Genomic DNA, 17,394 nt, shown 5'->3' with positions numbered 1-17,394 from the left:
ACATTGACCGCTTCGATTATGATCATCATCATAAGCCTGCCAGTCGATGACGCGCGCTGATGTCGGATCCATGACCGCTCACAGTTGCTGATCTTCCGACCGGATAATGTCGATAACCGGAAGGAAATTAATGATGAACAACAAACGTGTGGCATTGGTGACTGGCGCTTCATCCGGCATTGGGGAAGCCATCGCCCATAAGCTCGTCGCAGCAGGCTACAGCGTCTATGGCACCAGCCGGCGAGGCGGGGCTGGCGGCGGGGAGGGGGTCCCACTGTTGAAGCTTGATGTCACCGACGATGCCAGCGTCGAAGCGGCCATAGAGGCGTTGCTGCGGTTGGAGGGGCGGATCGATTTGTTGGTCAACAACGCCGGCTTCGGCATCGCACCCGCCGCAGCGGAAGAGAGCACGGTCGAGCAGGCCAAGGCTGTTTTCGATACCAACTTCCTCGGCATCGTTCGGATGACTCGCGCGGTTGTGCCGCACATGCGAAGCCGGGGTGACGGTCGCATCATCAACATCGGCTCTATTCTCGGGGTCGTGGCTGTTCCTTACGCGGCCCTCTATTGCGCCAGCAAGCATGCGGTGGATGGTTATTCGCAAGCGTTGGATCATGAATTGCGTACCCATGGCATCAGGGTTACGGTGGTCGAGCCTGGCTATACCAAGACTCAGTTCGAGACCAACAACCTTCAGCCCGACGCCAAACTCGACGTGTACGAAGCCATTCGAGTAAAAGTGACGAAAGTGGTGAACCAGGCCATGGCGACCGGCGACGGCCCCGACGTGGTGGCCGAAGTGGTACTGCAGGCCGCGCGCGCCGAGCGTCCGAAGTTGCGCTATACCGCTGGCAAAGCGGCCGGTCAGTTGCAGTTCCTGCGCAGCTTCGCTCCAGCGCGCTTGCTGGATACGGGCATTCGCAAGGCGCTGAAGCTCGATACCAAACTGCCTTCCCAGGCACACTGACTCGGCCTGGCCATAGCTGTCGCTGTGACTGTTGCATTCGCCCGGCTGCGATGACGATCCGTTTGAACGAACAGGACAAGAAATCATGACATTCAAGGCACTGCTCACGAGTAAAACCGGCGACGCGATCTCGACCCAGTTGGTCGACTTCAGGGACGAGGACTTGATGCCCGGTGACGTCACCGTCGCGGTCGAGTTCTCCACGGTGAACTATAAGGACGCCATGGCCCTGAGCGGACGTTCACCGGTCATTCGTCAGTTTCCGCTGATTCCGGGCATCGACTTCGCCGGCATTGTCGAGACGTCCAGTCATCCGGGGTTCAAGGCCGGCGACCGGGTGCTGGTCAACGGTTGGGGGCTGAGCCAGACCCACCACGGCGGTTTTGCCCAGAAGGCACGGGTGAGCGGCGACTGGCTGGTGAAAATCCCGGATGTTTTCTCAACCCGGGACGCCATGGCGGTCGGCACGGCAGGTTACACGGCGATGCTCAGCGTGTTGGCACTGGAGCACGGCGGACTGGCCCCTGATCGAGGCGACATTCTAGTCACCGGTGCCAGCGGCGGCGCCGGCTCGGTGGCAATCGCGCTGCTGTCTGGCCTGGGCTATAGAGTGGTCGCGTCGACAGGGCGCCAAGAGGAAGCCGACTATCTGCACGACCTTGGCGCGGCGCAGGTCATCGACCGCAACACCTTGTCGCAGGCAGGCGCACCGATCGCCAAGGAGCGCTGGGCCGGTGTGATTGATTCGGTCGGCAGCTATACCCTGGCCAATGCCTTGGCACAGACCCAGTATCGCGGCGTTGTCGCAGCCTTCGGTCTGGCCCAGGGCGCGGATCTCCCCGGCTCGGTGTTGCCCTTCATCCTGCGCAACGTAACCCTGGCCGGTATCGATTCGGTCAATGCGCCGCAAGAGGTGCGTCTGCAAGCGTGGTCGCGACTCGCCCAGGACCTGGACCTGGGCAAGCTGGCCCGCACCACCCAGATGGTTGGCTTGGCAGAGGTTCCGGCCGTTGCCGGGCGGGTGCTGGAAGGCAAGGTGCGCGGGCGCACTGTGGTGGATGTGAACGCATGAGCAACCCTTTCGGTGGCGCTGGCGTTTTTGTTCGTTGTACGTGCTGAGGGCAGGATAGCGGCTCGCGGATAGGCAGCCCTTGGAATGCGGCGGGCTCGCCCGCCCTGGGCTGCCAGCCTGCAAACTATCTATTGATGCATTTCCGTCACGGACATAGTGAACACCAACCTGGATCTGCCCGCATTGGCATAGGAATGGGGCACATCGGTTTTAGCCACTGCTGAACTTCCCGCCGGAATGACCAGCTCTGTTTCCCCTACCACGCATTTCAGCGTGCCTTTCTCCACATGAAACAATTCAAGCGTGCCTTGAGGGTGTCCCGGCGAAGCGAAAGATTCGCCTGGATGCATTTCCCAGCGCCACAGCTCGATCATGTTCGGGCCGGAAGCTCCCGCCAGAAGCCGCGCTGTACCTCCCTGGTCTCCCGTCCAGAGAATGGGGATGTCTTGGCTGTCGATGATATGGGCGGATGGGGCTTCGGTCACATTGACGATGTCTGCAACGGACAGGCCCAGCGCGGCTGCTATTTTGCAAAGGATGCCGATACTGGGATTGGCCGTGCATTTCTCGATTTCCACGACCATTCCTTTGCTCACGCCAGAGCGACGGGAAAGCTCATCCAGCGTGATCTTCTGCGCCTTGCGAGCCTGTTTGAGGGTGCGCGCGACGGCCAGACTGACGGCGTGAGCATCGGCACCTGGGGTCGTCGACAGACTGGTATTCGTGGTCATTGAGAGGTCACGGGAAGAAATGTGCGGGGATTTTCGGTCGTTAGTAATAGTCCCGTCAATCGGCTCATTCGTTATAGTAGATGAAATTGGTCATTATATTGACTTTGGTGGTCGGCGCTGGATAGCATGAAAAACGCCATTTGGATTCCTGGAGGTTTTTGATGCTGTCCGTACTGCCGTTAATCGACCAAGCCGTTGCAGAGCTGGCCCCGCAGTTCAGGGCCCTGAGCATTGTGGTGCAGGCCGCGCCGCTGACCCATCCTGAAGTCGCTCAGGCCGCTCTGGACCGTGCTTGCAAGGCGGTGCAGGAGGGTGGGCCAAGCTGGGGGGAGGCTCATCTGGCCGCATGGGCCGAAACATTCCGAAAGTTTGGGGCCAAGCCGCAGCGCACCCCTTGTTCTGCCGAAGCGTTGCGTAAACGGGTTCTGCGCGACGGCAGCTTGCCGAGCCTGGATCCCATCGTCGATCTCTATAACGCCATCAGTATTGAGTACGCCATCCCCGTCGGCGGGGAAAATATAGAGGCCTATACAGGTTCCCCGCGCCTTGCCGTCGCCGATGGCACCGAACCCTTTGACACCATGAAGGAGGGCGCTCCTGCTTTCGAGTATCCAGACGCGGGCGAAGTGGTCTGGCGAGATGACAAAGGTGTGACCTGCCGTCGTTGGAACTGGCGCCAAGGTGTCCGAACTCGGCTCGGTGCCGATGCAAAACACATGTGGTTCATCCTCGAAAGCTTGCCGGCGATGCCGCTTGAAGCCTTGACGGAAGCGGGGGACAAGTTGATCGAAGGCCTGCAGAAAATGATGCCAGGCGTCCAGATCGAGAATTCATTGATTGGCCCTGGGGCCAAATAGTCGACGGAACACCGTTGGGGAGATACGTAGGTCATTATATTGACTTTCCTGGTCAATGGAGTGAAGCTGGATCAAAGGCGATCAAAACCGCCCCATTGAATTCCAGCGGAGCACCACCTTGCCGGTGATCGCTCGAAAATGGCCTGAGGTTGTCTTGGATCATGAAGTACGTCAGCACACGGACGCCCGGTAGAACATTCGAATTCAGCGAGGTCCTGATGGGGTCCTACGCGCCTGACGGTGGCTTGTACGTACCGCACAAGGTACCTCGCTTGAAAAAAGAACAACTCTCAACGCTTGAATGGTTGCCCTTTCATGAATTGGCTCGCTATGTGATCGAGCCATTCCTGGGAGGCTGGGTTGAGCAAGATCTGCTGTCTCGGATGCTCAAAGAAACCTTCGATCCCTTCACAAGCAATGCAGTCGCGCCCCTTTACCAGACGGCAAGTAACGAGTGGATACTTGAGTTGTTTCATGGACCGTCAGGCGTCTACCAAGACTTTGGCCTGCAATTGATGTCTCGTTTTATAGAACACGGTTTGCTGATATCTGGAAAGAAGGCGCTAATTGTAGGTTGCACCGGCGGAGATACCGGAGTCGCGGCAATAAAAGCATTTTCAGGAATGCAGGGCGTTACCTTGTTGGTATTGCACCCCTCCAAAGGGATAACGGAAGAGGATCGCCGACGCTTACTGAGTGCTGGAGAAGGCAACGTTGTAAATGTAGCGGTCGATGGGGATTATGCTGATTGTCATCGTTTGTGTGAGCAGTTCTTCAAGCAAGACAATCATGCGCAGCAGTATCTTGTTTCGTTCAATTCAGTGCATTGGGTTCGCGTACTTGCACAGCTGACGTTCTATTTCTATTCCGCCCTTCAGCTCGGGGCGCCTAAAAGGGAAGTGGCCTTCAGTGTGCCGGCCGCGAATTTCGGTGCGCTCTATGCCGGGCACATTGCCAAACAAATGGGGCTGCCGCTTCGGCAGTTGATCGTCGCCACGAATACCAATGCCGGCCTGCATCACTTTCTCCAATCGAATCTGTACAGTCGAAATAAAATTCGTACGACCCGTACACCTAGCATGAATGTTTCGCTGGCGTCGAACTTTGAGCGTCTACAGTGGAGCATCTTAAATCGATGCGGCGAAAAAGTAGCTCGTAATATGGAATTGTTAGAAGGTGAGGGCGCCGTTCAATTAGAGCAGGATGGCTGGCTGGAGGCGCGGAAATTGTTCGATTCGCTCGCTGTGGAAGATTCGGATGCATTCGATTGCATGGGTGAGGTGTTTGCACAGAGCGGCTATCGGATCAGCCCCAACACCGCTATCGGCCTGCGCGCAGCCCGTGTCAGCAGGCGCAGCTTGCTTATACCGATGATCTGTCTGGCGACCACGCGTCCCAACAACACTGGCGTGCTAGACGATACGTTGGAAACGTTCGGCTTCCTGAGGTCAGAAGACGCTCCCGTACGGAGCGAGCAAAACTGCAATTCGATTCCTAACACTATCGGGGCGCTGACTTCTCTCGTCAGGTCCTTGTCCTAAGACACGGAGTCTCACTCGTTACAAGCTTGGAGCCAGAGATGAAACGTGTTCTCGATAAAACTGATGAAAAAATCCTGGAGGAGCTGACGCGTAATTCCCGCTTGGCGCACAACGACATTGCGATGAAGGTCAACTTATCCAGGAACGCAGTCAGGCTGCGAATCGAACGGTTGGAGCGCGACGGTTATATCAGGGGCTATACAATTATCAAAGGCATGCCCTCCAGTGATGTCGGCCCGATCAATGCGTTGATATTTGTCTATCGTAAAGACCGCATGCGTGACTCGGAAGTTGTTCGTTCCGTTGGAGCGATGCCCGAGATTGTCTCCTGCAATGTAATGAGCGGCGATCTTGATATTGTATTGACGGTTCAGGCAATGAGCGCCGATCGCATCCACAGGATATGGAATGAAGTTTCGGCGTTGCCGGGTGTGCTGAATACGATGACGTCGTTTGTTCTGTCCAGCGCAAAATAGCAAATTGTCCTGTTGTGCGAGCATTCTGCTCGCAACAACGTTCTGTTTGCCATATTCGTAAAGTCAAGTTGGCGGATTACTATCTCACTATCACAACATAACCATGAGACGCCCATCGTGACTGCGTATAAAAAAGCATTGCTTGGTTTTGGTGGTGTTAATCGCGCTCTGGCTCAGTTTATTGGGTGCGGGAGCAGGTCTTTTTGAAACGGCTTTTGCATTGCTCGACGATACCGTGAGCATTCACAAACAGAAAACCACGTCAGGTCAGTCATCATGAATAGCTTGAGTCTCTCGCTGGCTGCTGATTACAAGGCCATCACGGTGTTCAGTCCGTTCGACGGTAGCAAGGTAGGCGAAGTGGCAGACATGCCTGCGTCATCCGCCACCACGATAGTCGATACCGCGATTTTAGGTGCTTCGATTGCCAAGCAGATGCCGCGACATGAGCGCGCGCGCATCTTGGAGAAAGCCGCAGGTTCAGTCGAGCGTGACAAGGATACCTTCGCCAAATTGATCGTCGCGGAGTCTGGCAAAACGCTCAAGCAGGCGAGAAAGGAAGTGCTGCGCTGCGTCAACACGTTGAAGCTGTCTGCCGAAGAGGCCAAGCGTAACGCCGGGGAGGTCATCCCTTTTGATGCCTACGCCGGATTTGAAGCCCGTCAGGGATGGTTCACTCGTGAACCGTTGGGCGTCATCGTCGCCATCACGCCTTACAACGACCCGCTTAATCTGGTTGCGCATAAGTTGGGGCCCGCCATTGCGGGGGGAAACGCGGTTGTTCTCAAACCGTCCGAGCTCACGCCGCTATCAGCCATCAAGCTGGTCGAGTGCTTGATCGATGCGGGCCTGCCTCCGGTTGTCGTCACCGTTGCCACCGGAGGCACCGCGCTGGGCAAGGCGCTGGTCGCCCATCGCGCCGTGCGCATGGTGTCGTTCACTGGCGACTTTGTCACAGGTGAGCAGATCTCTCGCACGGCCGGCTTGAAGAAACTGGCCATGGATCTTGGCGGTAACGCACCGGTCATTGTGATGGCTGATTGTGACTTGGATGAAACAGTCGATTCATGCGTGTCGGGAGCTTTCTGGGCAGCCGGTCAAAACTGCATCGGTACCCAGCGGATCCTCATCGAGGCCCCACTTTACGAATTATTCAAAACGCGTTTTGTTGAAAAGACCCGTCAATTGATCGTCGGCAACCCTGCTGATGAGCAGACAGACGTGGGGCCGATGATTACCGAGGCGTCAGCCAAGCGTACCGAAGCGGTGGTCAACGACGCCATCACCAACGGCGCCACCGTGTTGTCTGGCAATACACGCAACGGTTCGCTCTATTCACCGACCGTCCTGGAAGGCGTCGACCGCTATTGCAGGTTGTGGTGCGAAGAAGCGTTCAGCCCGGTGGTCATCCTCCAGAGCGTCGCCTCCCTGGATGAAGCGTTGGCGCTGGCTAACGAACTTGAATACAGCCTGCATGCCGGGATCTTCACCAGCAATCTGAACGTTGCAATGACAGCAGCCAAACGACTGGAGGCGGGCGGGGTGATGATCAACGACTCTTCGGACTATCGCTTTGATGCAATGCCTTTCGGCGGTTTCAAGTACGCAAGCATGGGCCGTGAGGGGGTTCGTTTTGCCTACGAAGATATGACGCAGCCCAAGGTCATTTGCATTAACGGTGTGAGTGGAAGCTGAGCAACACCCTCGACTCCAGAACGAATCACAACAATAAAGAGGAATTGACATGCGTCCCGATAAACACAATCTTTTGACATTATCTGCAGCGACGCTGGCTGTTCATGGCGGGAACGTCGCGGATGTCACCAGTGGCGCTGTCCGTACGCCATTGGTCATGGCTAACTCCTATCTCCTCCCGGAAGATCCGGCGACCATGGACTGGTCCAGCCCGGATGGTCTCGTATATACGCGTAATCAAGGTCATAACCAGGTCTGTCTTGAAAAGAAGCTCGCAGCCCTCGAGGGATGTGACGACGCGGTGGTTTTCGCGACCGGCGTCGCGGCGTTGCACTCGGTGTTCTTTTCATTCTTGAAAAGCGGTGACCATGTCATTGTCAGTGACATCACCTACCAGGCAGTCTGGCGCCTGTTCGCAGAGCTACTGCCTGAACGTTATGGTATTGAAGCAACGTTCGTAGACGTCGGTGACCTGGAGTCGGTGCGTAAAGCCATTCGGCCCAATACCAAGCTGATCCACACCGAAACGATCGCCAACCCCACCACAAAGGTTGCAGACATCAGCGCGTTGGCTGAAATTGCACATGCCCACGGCGCACTTATCTCAGTGGACGCCACGTTCACTCCGCCTCCATTTTTCCGCGCAAGCGAACACGGCGTCGACTTCGTCATTCACTCATTGACCAAGTACATCAATGGGCATGGCGACGCCATGGGCGGGGTGGTGATTGGCTCCAATCAGCTGATCAACAAGATCAAAAATGATGCACTGGTGGATCTTGGCGCGACCATTTCCCCATTCAACGCGTGGATGATAATGCGTGGTTCAGTCACGTTGCCACTGCGCCTGAAGCAGTTGCTGGATACGGCTGAAAGGCTCGCTCGGTTTCTGGACTCCGACGATCGGATTGCCTACGTCTATTACCCGGGTTTGCCTTCCCATCCGCAGCATGAGCTGGCGAGACGGCAATTTGCAGGCAAAGGCTTCGGGGCGGTGATGGCCTTTGCGGTGAAGGGCGATCCTGATGCGCAGAACCGGTTTGTTTCGAATCTGCGCATCATCACTTCAGCTGTTTCTCTAGGGCATGACGAATCCCTGATCGTGCATGTGGGCGCGGAAGGTCGGGGGGGCTTTGACAAGTATCCCGAAGAGTTCCGCCAATACGGTCATTTGCGTTTTTCTGTGGGATTGGAAGACCCGGAAGACTTGATAAAAGATATTGGCTTCGCGCTGGACGAAACATTCAATTGATTTAAATACAGGCATCACGCAACCAGGGTTTGGTCAACCCGTTTTTTTACCCCCGTGCTCGCGGGGGGCTTTTTAATAATCGCTGATTGAATTGCCTGCGTTCGTGGCCAGTTATCTATTTTTTGTATTCGGGAGAGCGTCGTGGCTTGGATAAGTTTAATCGTGGCAGGAATATTTGAAGTGGTCTGGGCTTTTTCGATGAAACAATCTGAAGGGTTTACGCGATTAGGGCCAACGGTTATTACCTTTATCACCGTGATTGCCAGTTTCGCCTTGTTGTCGTTCTCGATGAAGAGCTTGCCGCTGGGCACGGCGTATACCATCTGGACCGGTATCGGCGCTGTGGGCGCCTTCGCGGCGGGTATTTTCTTCATGGGGGAGCCCGCCAGCCTGTTGCGGATCGTGGCGGCTGTTTTGATTGTCAGCGGCTTGCTGATGATGAAACTTGTGTCCGCCTGAAAGCGAGCATTTTGCTCATGATAACGTTCAGTTTGCCATATTCGTAAAGTCACTGTGGTCAGGTAACGTTTATGTAAGGCGCTGGCCTGTAACTAATAATATAGAGTGCCAAGTTTTAACGCAGTCAGATGTCTACTGCCCTTAATCCAATTACAATATCTAGGGATGTACTTATGATTTCGCTGAAAAAACTGTATTTGATAATGTTCTTTGCACTGTGCACAAACGCGGTGTCAGCCAAAGAGTACGCCACCTTGCGTTTCGGAGTGGATGCCAGCTACGCGCCGTTTGAATTCAAGGCGGCCGATGGCAGCCTCAAGGGATTCGACATTGATTTAGGCAATGCGATTTGTGCAAAGCTTCAAGTCAAATGCTTATGGGTGGAGAGCGATTTTGATGGCTTGATTCCCGGTCTCAGGGCCGGCAAGTTCGACGGCATTCTCTCGTCAATGACCGTGACGCCGCCGCGTGAAAAAGCGATCGATTTTTCAAATGAGCTGTTTTCCGGATTCACGTCTTATGTGTTCAAGAAAGGCTCGGGCCTGAGCTCAGATGTGGCGTCACTCAAGGGCAAGACGGTTGGCTACTTCCAAGGCAGTATCCAGGAAGCCTACGCCAAGGCTGTCCTGGACAAGGCTGGCGTAAAGATCCAGTCCTATCAAAACCAGGACCAGGTGTATTACGACCTGGTAGCTGGGCGGCTCGATGCATCCCTGCAGGACACCCTCCAAGCGCAGCTGGGATTTATCATGTCACCTCAGGGCGCCGATTACGAAATGAGCCCACCGGTCGATAGCCCGTATCTTCCCACCAAAACCGCCATCGGCATTGCCAAGGGCGATGCGCAACTCAAGGCTCTGCTGGATAAAGCGATCCAGGCCCTGCACGACGAAGGCACTTACGATTCGATCCAGAAGCAACACTTTGGCGATCTGAATCTGTACAGCGGCAAATAACCCCCCAGCGCTCGTCCGTTGGATGGGCGTCTATCGCTATAGGTTGTCGATCATGTTCGAAACACTATTAGGTGCCCTGGGGCTCGGCGCATTCAGCATGAAAGGGTTCGGTCCCTTGCTGCTCGAGGGTGCCTGGATGACCGTCAAGCTCTCGTTGTCCGCCCTGGCGCTCAGCGTATTGCTCGGGCTGATCGGGGCCAGTGCCAAACTTTCCAGCCTCAAGCTGCTGCGCTTGCCGGCGCAGCTCTACACAACGCTGATTCGTGGGGTGCCGGACCTGGTATTGATGCTGTTGATTTTCTACAGCCTGCAAACCTGGCTGACGGTTATCACGGACGCGTTGGACTGGGAGTACATCGAGATCAACCCCTTCGTCGCCGGCATCATCACCCTGGGGTTCATCTATGGCGCCTATTTCACCGAAACCTTCCGCGGCGCCATGCTGGCCGTTCCCCGTGGCCAGGTCGAAGCGGCTACCGCGTATGGGCTAAGTCGCGTCCAACGTTTTCGCTTCGTGGTCTTCCCGCAAATGATGCGGTTCGCGCTTCCGGGTCTTGGCAATAACTGGATGGTGATCCTGAAAGCCACCGCACTGGTGTCGATCATCGGCCTGGCCGACTTGGTGAAGGCTGCTCAGGACGCAGGAAAGAGCACCTACCAGTTGTTCTTTTTTCTGATATTGGCGGCGCTGGCATACCTGGTCATCACCAGCATCTCCAATGTCGTCCTGCGTTGCCTGGAGCGGTATTTCGCGGCGGGCTCACGGGAGGCGGTGCGATGATCGAATTGTTGCAGGAATACTGGCGCTCTTTCGTCTACAGCGATGGAAGCCAAATCACCGGTTTGGCAATGACGCTGTGGTTGCTCAGCGCATCGATTTTCATTGGATTCGTCGTGTCGATTCCACTGTCCATCGCTCGCGTTTCACCCAGGTTCTACGTGCGCTGGCCGGTGCAGTTCTACACGTACCTGTTCAGGGGAACACCGCTCTATATCCAGTTGCTGATCTGCTACACCGGCATCTACAGCTTGGCTGCGGTACGTGCCCAGCCGGTGCTGGATGCGTTTTTCCGCGATGCCATGAACTGCACCATTCTTGCCTTCGCCTTGAATACTTGCGCCTACACCACCGAAATATTTGCCGGGGCCATTCGCAACGTCGCCCATGGCGAGGTCGAGGCTGCGAAAGCGTATGGCCTCTCAGGCTGGAAGCTCTACGCCTTTGTGATCATGCCTTCAGCACTGCGTCGTTCGCTGCCGTATTACAGCAACGAAGTCATTCTGATGCTGCATTCGACCACGGTGGCGTTCACCGCCACGGTGCCAGACATTCTCAAAGTGGCGCGTGACGCCAACTCCGCAACTTTCTTGACCTTTCAATCGTTTGGGATCGCGGCGCTGATCTATCTGGCAGTGACTTTTGCCCTGGTCGGCCTGTTCCGAGTCGCCGAACGTCATTGGCTGGCTTTCCTGGGCCCGGCGCACTGAGCCCTTGCCTGACACGGCTGCTGCCATTCCGCTTTAGAGGATGATTACCGAAAATGTACAAATTGACCGTTGACGGCCTGCACAAGAAATACGGTAGCCACGAGGTGCTCAAAGGGGTTTCCCTTCAAGCGGAAACAGGTGATGTCATCAGCCTGATTGGCGCGAGCGGCTCCGGGAAGAGCACGTTCCTGCGCTGTATCAATTTTCTTGAAACCCCTGATGACGTTGCCATGAGCCTGGATGGAAAACCGATCCGCATGGTTAAAAACCATACTGGATTGCGGGTGGCGGATGATCGAGAACTGCAGCGATTGCGCACCCGCTTGGCCATGGTGTTCCAGCATTTCAATCTGTGGGGGCATATGTCCGTGCTCGAGAACATCACCATTGCCCCACGTCGTGTGCTGGGCATCAGCAAAAAGGATGCAGAAGACCGTGCCCGACGGTACTTGGATAAAGTCGGCTTGCCTGCCCGTGTTGCCGATCAGTTCCCTGCGTTTCTTTCAGGCGGCCAACAGCAGCGCGTAGCGATTGCCCGTGCGCTGGCCATGGAGCCGGAGGTCATGTTGTTCGACGAACCCACTTCAGCGCTGGACCCGGAGGTGGTGGGCGAAGTATTGAAGGTTATCCAGGGGCTCGCCGAAGAAGGCCGGACCATGATCATGGTGACCCATGAAATGGGATTTGCACGCAAGGTGTCGAACCAACTGCTGTTTCTCCATCAGGGGCTTGTCGAAGAACAGGGTGGGCCAGAGATTCTGGATAACCCCCAAAGCGAGCGCCTGCAGCAGTTTCTGTCCAATGGGCTGAAGTGAAAGGCCTTGCCGTGAAGATCACGCTGACGCGGTCCACATTCTGCCAAGGGCAAGCGCGACATCGCTCCTGCATTGATCGGTCATTCGCCCGGGATACTGATCGAACATATGCGGGACGCCCGGGTAGACGTGAAGCTCGCTGGACACGCCTGAGCGGGAGAGTTTCAGTGCGAAGTCCACACCTTCCTCAAGAAAAAGATCCAAGCTTCCGACGCCGATAAAGCTGCGTGGCAACCCCCCTAGATCATCCGCCAGCGCGGGTGAAAACAGGCAGGCTTTTTCGTCTCGGGCGGCATACGACCCTTGCAGGCATTGCCAGCAAAACTGGTTGGCCTGTGGCCGCCAATTCAACGTGCCGGTGGTGGGATTGGCCGAAGGTGCTGCCGCCGAGCCGGTTCGGTGGTCGAGCATCGGGTAAATCATGAGCAGGCCTGCGACTGAATACTCGCGGCGCTCGCGAACCAGCAGGGCCAATGTGGCAGCCAGGCCGCCACCGGCACTGTGGCCCATGATCACGACTTTTTGCCGATCGAGGCCAAGCGCATGGCTTTGACGAAAAAGCCAGTCCAGCGCCGTGTAACAGTCCTCCAGCGGCGCAGGAAATGGATGTTCTGGAGCCAGCCGATAATCGACCGCGACGATCACCGCTTGCAACTCGTCAGCGAGATCGGCCAAGTAATCGTCGGCCATTTCCGGGCTTCCCAGCACGAAACCGCCGCCATGCAAGTAGAGGATAGAGGGGAGCGATGGGGTCTCAATAACAGGGGCAGGTCGGTAAATGCACAGGCGCACCCCATCGGCATCTGCGGTATCGCCTGTCCAGCGCTGTTCGCCGCGCGACGTCTCGGGGGTTTTCGAGTTCGCGCCTATTCGGGCTCGGATGCCGGGGAGGGCGGCGAGCGTCCATTCGCTGGAGGGTTCTTCAAGGAAAAACGCGTAATCGGGGTCCAGCAGGTGGTCAACGTTCAAGGGATACTTCCTCCTTGTCAGGGGGCTGATCGGCCCCCCGCCGATTTAAACCCTATAACCAACCCTTGATCTGCGTACACACAGCTTGGGTAGAAATACCGTAACGATCATGCAATGTCGGAAGCGCGCCAGCATCGAGAAAGGCGTCCGGCAAGGCGATTTGCCTGAACGTCGGCGTCACTGCATTGCGCAACAGCACGGTTGCCACCGCTTCGCCCAATCCGCCGATGATGGAATGATTTTCCGCCGTCACTACCAGTCGCCCCGGCTTCCTGGCCTCCGCCAGAATGGTTTGTTCATCCAAGGGCTTGATGGTGGGAACGTGCAGCACCGCGACATCCACGCCGTCAGCTTGAAGCGCCTTGGCCGCTTCCAGGGCGCGCATGGTCATCAAGCCAGTGGAAATGATCAAGACGTCATTGCCGGTGCGCAGGGTCTTGGCTTTGCCGATCTCGAATGTATAGTCATATTCGTCGAGCACCAGCGGTACGTTACCCCGCAGCAATCGCATGTACACCGGGCCTTGATGCGCCGCTATGGCGGGCACGGCCTGTTCGATTTCCAGGGCATCGCAGGGATCGACAATCATCAGGTTGGGCATGGCGCGCAAGATCGCCAAGTCATCAGTTGCCTGATGGCTGGGACCATACCCGGTCGTGAGCCCGGGCAAGCCACAAACGATTTTGACGTTGAGGTTTTCCTCGGCAATCGCCATGCAAATGAAGTCATAGGCCCGGCGCGAAGCAAACACCGCGTAAGTGGTGGCGAAGGGCACGAATCCCTCCCGAGCCATGCCCGCCGCCGCGCTCATCAACAACTGCTCGGCCATGCCCATCTGGTAAAAACGCTCCGGGTGCGCTTTCGCAAAAATATGCAGGTCGGTGTATTTGGACAAGTCAGCCGATAAGCCCACGATATCCTGGCGCTGATCCGCGAGCGTGGCCAAGGCATGTCCAAAAGGTGCGGATCTGGTGGCCTGACCTTCAGCGGCAATCGATGCAATCATTGCGGAAGTTGTCAGTTTTTTCTTCACGGTCGCCGGCGCCTGAGCCGTAGTGTTGGTCGCGTTACTCATAGCGTCTTGCCTTCTTCGAGGTTGTTCAGGGCCACATCCCATTCATGCTCATCCACGCGGATGAAGTGAGTTTTTTCGCGGGTTTCCAGGAACGGCACGCCTTTGCCCATCTTGGTATCGCAAATGACCACGCGCGGTTGCGCGGCGCGATGGTGGCGGGCGGCGTCGAACGCCTTGACCAAAGCGTCGAGATCGTTGCCGTCTACCCGCTGGGTGAACCAGCCAAAGGCTTGCCATCGGTCAACGATGGGTTCAAATGCGAGCACCTCGCTGGAATGCCCGTCGGCTTGCTGGTTATTGACGTCGACGATGGCGATCAGGTTGTCGAGTTTCCAGTGCGAAGCGGACATGACCGCTTCCCAGGTAGACCCCTCATTCAGCTCGCCATCCGACAGCAGGTTGTAGACGAAAGAGGCGGATTGCTTGCGCTTCAAACCCAGGCAGGCGCCAACCGCGATACCCAGCCCCTGGCCCAGCGAGCCGCCGGTGATTTCCATGCCGGGGGTGTATGCGGCCATGCCGGACATGGGCAAGCGGCTGTCATCCGAACCGTAGGTTTCAAGCTCGTCCAGTGGAATGATTTCAGCTTCGATCAGCGCGGCGTATAGCGCGATCGCATAGTGGCCGATGGAAAGATAAAAGCGATCACGCTGTTCCCATTCGGGATCTTCGGGCTTGTAGTTCAAGGCATGAAAGTACGACACGGCCAGCAAATCTGCCGCGCCCAGCGCCTGGCCGACGTAGCCCTGGCCCTGGACTTGACCCATGCGCAAGGCATGGCGGCGAATGTTATGGGCACGCTGCACCAGGGTGGTGGACGACGCGCGAGATAATGTGACAGTCATGGAAATTCTCCGTTAACTCAACGATTGACCGACGCGGCTGGAATGCGCAGCACCAGGCAGGCACCGATACACAGCACAGCGGTAATCAGGTACATGCCAATGGCGCTCGAACCGGTCGTGGTAGTGACCCATCCAATCAGGTACGGCGAGCAGAAACCCGCAAGATTGGCGAAGCTGTTGATTCCGGCGATCCCCGCAGCGGCGGAGACGCCACCGAGCAATGTGGTGGGCAGCATCCAGAACAGCGAAGACGCCGAGAGCACACCTGCTGCTGCAAGGCACAGGCACAACACCGACAGCGTCAGGTTTGCGCCGAACACCGCCGCCAACGTGAGGCCCAGCGCGCCGGCGATCATGGGCCCGACCAGGTGCCAGCGGCGTTCTTGGTGCTTGTCGCCGCTGCGCCCCATGAGGACCATCGCGACGATGGCGCACAGGTAGGGGAGACTGGTCAGCAATCCGATGTACATCGGGTCGGCTACCCCGGCGTTGCGGATAAGCGTCGGCAACCAAAAGGTGATCGCGTATTGGCCCATGACTACGCAAAAGTAGATGCACGCGAGAGTCCAAAGGCGACGGTCCCGCAGGAACGCCCCGACCGATGCATGGGTGACCTTGCGGCTGTTGTCCTCGGCCAACTCTTTGCTCACCAGCGTTTTTTCTTCGTCGGTGAGCCAGGTCGCCTGGTGGACGCCATCCTTGAGGTAAGCCAGCACCATCAGGCCGACGATGACGGTCGGAATGGCTTCGATCACGAACATCCACTGCCAGCCCGCCCAGCCATGAAAACCTGCGAACTTGGTCATGATGTAGCCCGAGAGCGGCCCGCCGATCATCCCTGAGAGCGGAATGGCGATGAACCACAGCACGGTCATCTTGGCGCGGCGGTAGGAGGGGAACCAGTACGTGAGGTAAAGCAGCAAGCCCGGCGCGAGACCGGCCTCGGCGATACCCAGCAGAAAGCGCAACGTATAGAACTGCCAGGCGGTTTCGACGAAAGCGAAGAGGGCGGAAATGATGCCCCACGAGATCATGATGCGCGCGATCCAGCGCCGGGCACCGACCTTGTGAAGGATGAGGTTGCTTGGCACTTCGCAGAGGAAATAGCCAAGGAAGAACACGCCCGCGCCTAGGCCGTATACGGTCTCGCTCAGGGACAGGTCATTCATCATCTGCAGCTTTGCGAACCCGACATTTACCCGGTCAAGGTAAGCGCACAGGTAGCACAGCATCAGGAAAGGCATCAGTCGCCAGGCAGTTTTTCGATACGCGCTTGAGCGTACCGAGGACACAGCGTCGAGTGTCATGGTGGTCATCATGATGGTCTGATCTCTTGTTTTTATAGAACGCCGGACTTGCGGCCCGACGTATCTTCGATCCAGAACTTAATGGACAGCGTGTGGCAATCCCTGTCGTCAGTGGATCAACATGCCGCCGTTTACATCGAGCGTGATGCCGGTGAGGTAAGAGGACAAGTCGCTGGCAAGAAACAGCGCCGCATTGGCGACATCCTGGGCGGCGCCAAGCCGGCCCAGCGGGATGCTTTCGATGATGGCGTGGCGCCGATCATCCTGCATCAGGCCGCCGGTGATGTCGGTATGGATCAAACCTGGCGTGATGGAGTTGACGCGAATGTTGTCCGCGCCAAACTCCCGCGCCATGGCCTTGCCCAATCCGAGCACACCGGCCTTTGCCGCGCTGTAGTGCGGCCCGCCGAAAATTCCGCCGCCGCGCTGGGCAGAGACGGAGGACATGCAGACGATGCTGCCCGAAGCCTGGGAACGCATCGCCGGGATGACCGCCTGCGACATCAATAGCGTGCCGCGCAGGCTTACATCCAGAACCTTGTCATAATCGCTGGGACGAATGTCCAGGGTCTTGATCGGTTGCGTGATGCCGGCGTTATTGATGAGTATGTCGATACGGCCGTACTGCTCGATAACCTTGGCGACGGCTGCTTTGACTTGTGTCTCATCGGCGACGTTGGCGGCCAGGCCCAGATGGCCGTCGCCGAGGGAGGCCGCAGCGTCACGGGCGGCGGATTCGTCGAGATCCAGGATCACAACGCGGGCGCCGTGTTTGGCGAAGGTAATCGCCGTTGCGCGGCCGATACCACGTTCGGATGCAGCGCCAGTGATAATCGCGACTTTGCCTTGAAGAAGCATGAGGATTTCCTCTGATTGTTTTTATGGTTCG

18 protein-coding genes are annotated in these 17,394 nt (G+C 57.0%); 12 read left to right on the top strand and 6 right to left on the bottom strand.

Annotated features, from left to right (window positions below):
• The first annotated feature begins 133 nt into the window (after positions 1 to 133).
• Positions 134 to 967 carry an oxidoreductase gene (locus AD663_RS14000; protein WP_053213958.1) on the top strand — a complete coding sequence of 278 codons (834 nt, stop codon included), beginning with the start codon at positions 134 to 136 and terminating at the stop codon, positions 965 to 967.
• A gap of 85 nt (positions 968 to 1,052) precedes the next feature.
• Positions 1,053 to 2,039 carry an MDR family oxidoreductase gene (locus tag AD663_RS13995; protein WP_003181899.1) on the top strand — a complete coding sequence of 329 codons (987 nt, stop codon included), beginning with the start codon at positions 1,053 to 1,055 and terminating at the stop codon, positions 2,037 to 2,039.
• 128 nt (positions 2,040 to 2,167) lie between these two features.
• Here the strand turns inward: AD663_RS13995 and AD663_RS13990 are convergent, their stop codons facing one another.
• Positions 2,168 to 2,770: an XRE family transcriptional regulator gene (locus AD663_RS13990; RefSeq protein ID WP_003181898.1), complete on the bottom strand. Its 603-nt coding sequence runs from the start codon at positions 2,768 to 2,770 to the stop codon at positions 2,168 to 2,170.
• 161 nt (positions 2,771 to 2,931) lie between these two features.
• Between AD663_RS13990 and AD663_RS13985 the strand changes: the two genes are divergently transcribed.
• From AD663_RS13985 to AD663_RS13940, 10 genes are all read left to right on the top strand, one after another.
• Entirely contained in the window at positions 2,932 to 3,627 is a 696-nt protein-coding gene (locus AD663_RS13985) for a B3/4 domain-containing protein (RefSeq protein WP_053213957.1), read from the top strand.
• 161 nt (positions 3,628 to 3,788) lie between these two features.
• A complete protein-coding gene (thrC, locus tag AD663_RS13980; RefSeq protein ID WP_053213956.1) occupies positions 3,789 to 5,168 on the top strand; it encodes a threonine synthase in 1,380 nt (459 codons plus the stop codon).
• Positions 5,169 to 5,206: 38 nt separating this feature from the next.
• Entirely contained in the window at positions 5,207 to 5,644 is a 438-nt protein-coding gene (locus AD663_RS13975) for an Lrp/AsnC family transcriptional regulator (protein WP_053213955.1), read from the top strand.
• Between the two features lie 276 nt (positions 5,645 to 5,920).
• The gene (locus tag AD663_RS13970) at positions 5,921 to 7,339 is read left to right on the top strand and encodes an aldehyde dehydrogenase family protein (protein ID WP_053213954.1); all 1,419 of its coding nucleotides are present in this window, start codon (positions 5,921 to 5,923) and stop codon (positions 7,337 to 7,339) included.
• Between the two features lie 49 nt (positions 7,340 to 7,388).
• Positions 7,389 to 8,591 carry a PLP-dependent aspartate aminotransferase family protein gene (locus AD663_RS13965; RefSeq protein ID WP_003181888.1) on the top strand — a complete coding sequence of 401 codons (1,203 nt, stop codon included), beginning with the start codon at positions 7,389 to 7,391 and terminating at the stop codon, positions 8,589 to 8,591.
• Between the two features lie 141 nt (positions 8,592 to 8,732).
• Positions 8,733 to 9,050 (top strand): multidrug efflux SMR transporter, encoded by a 318-nt coding sequence (locus tag AD663_RS13960; protein ID WP_003181886.1) that lies wholly within the window; start codon positions 8,733 to 8,735, stop codon positions 9,048 to 9,050.
• A gap of 173 nt (positions 9,051 to 9,223) precedes the next feature.
• On the top strand, positions 9,224 to 10,006 hold the full coding sequence (locus tag AD663_RS13955) for a transporter substrate-binding domain-containing protein (RefSeq protein ID WP_003181884.1): 783 nt from the start codon (positions 9,224 to 9,226) through the stop codon (positions 10,004 to 10,006).
• 52 nt (positions 10,007 to 10,058) lie between these two features.
• A complete protein-coding gene (locus AD663_RS13950; protein WP_003181882.1) occupies positions 10,059 to 10,787 on the top strand; it encodes an ABC transporter permease in 729 nt (242 codons plus the stop codon).
• Entirely contained in the window at positions 10,784 to 11,494 is a 711-nt protein-coding gene (locus tag AD663_RS13945; RefSeq protein ID WP_003181880.1) for an ABC transporter permease, read from the top strand. Before AD663_RS13950 ends, AD663_RS13945 begins: the two co-directional genes overlap by 4 nt.
• A gap of 53 nt (positions 11,495 to 11,547) precedes the next feature.
• A complete protein-coding gene (locus AD663_RS13940; protein ID WP_003181878.1) occupies positions 11,548 to 12,309 on the top strand; it encodes an ABC transporter ATP-binding protein in 762 nt (253 codons plus the stop codon).
• Positions 12,310 to 12,327: 18 nt separating this feature from the next.
• On the opposite strand, the gene AD663_RS13935 is transcribed toward AD663_RS13940, so the two are convergent.
• From AD663_RS13935 to AD663_RS13915, 5 genes are all read right to left on the bottom strand, one after another.
• On the bottom strand, positions 12,328 to 13,278 hold the full coding sequence (locus tag AD663_RS13935; protein WP_003181876.1) for an alpha/beta hydrolase: 951 nt from the start codon (positions 13,276 to 13,278) through the stop codon (positions 12,328 to 12,330).
• 52 nt (positions 13,279 to 13,330) lie between these two features.
• A complete protein-coding gene (locus tag AD663_RS13930; RefSeq protein WP_003181874.1) occupies positions 13,331 to 14,353 on the bottom strand; it encodes a transketolase family protein in 1,023 nt (340 codons plus the stop codon).
• A complete protein-coding gene (locus AD663_RS13925) occupies positions 14,350 to 15,198 on the bottom strand; it encodes a transketolase (protein ID WP_003181872.1) in 849 nt (282 codons plus the stop codon). The genes AD663_RS13930 and AD663_RS13925 overlap by 4 nt, the downstream gene beginning before the upstream one ends.
• A 17-nt stretch (positions 15,199 to 15,215) precedes the next feature.
• A complete protein-coding gene (locus AD663_RS13920; protein ID WP_003181870.1) occupies positions 15,216 to 16,517 on the bottom strand; it encodes an MFS transporter in 1,302 nt (433 codons plus the stop codon).
• Positions 16,518 to 16,613: 96 nt separating this feature from the next.
• Positions 16,614 to 17,363: an SDR family NAD(P)-dependent oxidoreductase gene (locus tag AD663_RS13915; RefSeq protein ID WP_003181868.1), complete on the bottom strand. Its 750-nt coding sequence runs from the start codon at positions 17,361 to 17,363 to the stop codon at positions 16,614 to 16,616.
• Positions 17,364 to 17,394: the final 31 nt, after the last annotated feature.

The organism is Pseudomonas sp. Q12-87 (genome assembly GCF_001269755.1).
Taxonomy (GTDB): Bacteria; Pseudomonadota; Gammaproteobacteria; order Pseudomonadales; family Pseudomonadaceae; genus Aquipseudomonas; species Aquipseudomonas fluorescens_S.
This window is presented reverse-complemented; position numbering and strand designations above follow the sequence as displayed.

Bases quoted from the DNA above. Each gene is read 5' to 3' on its own strand.
- AD663_RS13925 (WP_003181872.1), bottom strand. From the start codon at position 15,198: ATGACTGTCACATTATCTCGCGCGTCGTCCACCACCCTGGTGCAGCGT.
- AD663_RS13915 (WP_003181868.1), bottom strand. From the start codon at position 17,363: ATGCTTCTTCAAGGCAAAGTCGCGATTATCACTGGCGCTGCATCCGAA.
- AD663_RS14000 (WP_053213958.1), top strand. From the start codon at position 134: ATGAACAACAAACGTGTGGCATTGGTGACTGGCGCTTCATCCGGCATT.
- AD663_RS13970 (WP_053213954.1), top strand. From the start codon at position 5,921: ATGAATAGCTTGAGTCTCTCGCTGGCTGCTGATTACAAGGCCATCACG.
- AD663_RS13930 (WP_003181874.1), bottom strand. From the start codon at position 14,353: ATGAGTAACGCGACCAACACTACGGCTCAGGCGCCGGCGACCGTGAAG.
- AD663_RS13975 (WP_053213955.1), top strand. From the start codon at position 5,207: ATGAAACGTGTTCTCGATAAAACTGATGAAAAAATCCTGGAGGAGCTG.
- AD663_RS13950 (WP_003181882.1), top strand. From the start codon at position 10,059: ATGTTCGAAACACTATTAGGTGCCCTGGGGCTCGGCGCATTCAGCATG.
- thrC (WP_053213956.1), top strand. From the start codon at position 3,789: ATGAAGTACGTCAGCACACGGACGCCCGGTAGAACATTCGAATTCAGC.
- AD663_RS13920 (WP_003181870.1), bottom strand. From the start codon at position 16,517: ATGATGACCACCATGACACTCGACGCTGTGTCCTCGGTACGCTCAAGC.
- AD663_RS13940 (WP_003181878.1), top strand. From the start codon at position 11,548: ATGTACAAATTGACCGTTGACGGCCTGCACAAGAAATACGGTAGCCAC.
- AD663_RS13965 (WP_003181888.1), top strand. From the start codon at position 7,389: ATGCGTCCCGATAAACACAATCTTTTGACATTATCTGCAGCGACGCTG.
- AD663_RS13945 (WP_003181880.1), top strand. From the start codon at position 10,784: ATGATCGAATTGTTGCAGGAATACTGGCGCTCTTTCGTCTACAGCGAT.
- AD663_RS13990 (WP_003181898.1), bottom strand. From the start codon at position 2,770: ATGACCACGAATACCAGTCTGTCGACGACCCCAGGTGCCGATGCTCAC.
- AD663_RS13985 (WP_053213957.1), top strand. From the start codon at position 2,932: ATGCTGTCCGTACTGCCGTTAATCGACCAAGCCGTTGCAGAGCTGGCC.
- AD663_RS13995 (WP_003181899.1), top strand. From the start codon at position 1,053: ATGACATTCAAGGCACTGCTCACGAGTAAAACCGGCGACGCGATCTCG.
- AD663_RS13955 (WP_003181884.1), top strand. From the start codon at position 9,224: ATGATTTCGCTGAAAAAACTGTATTTGATAATGTTCTTTGCACTGTGC.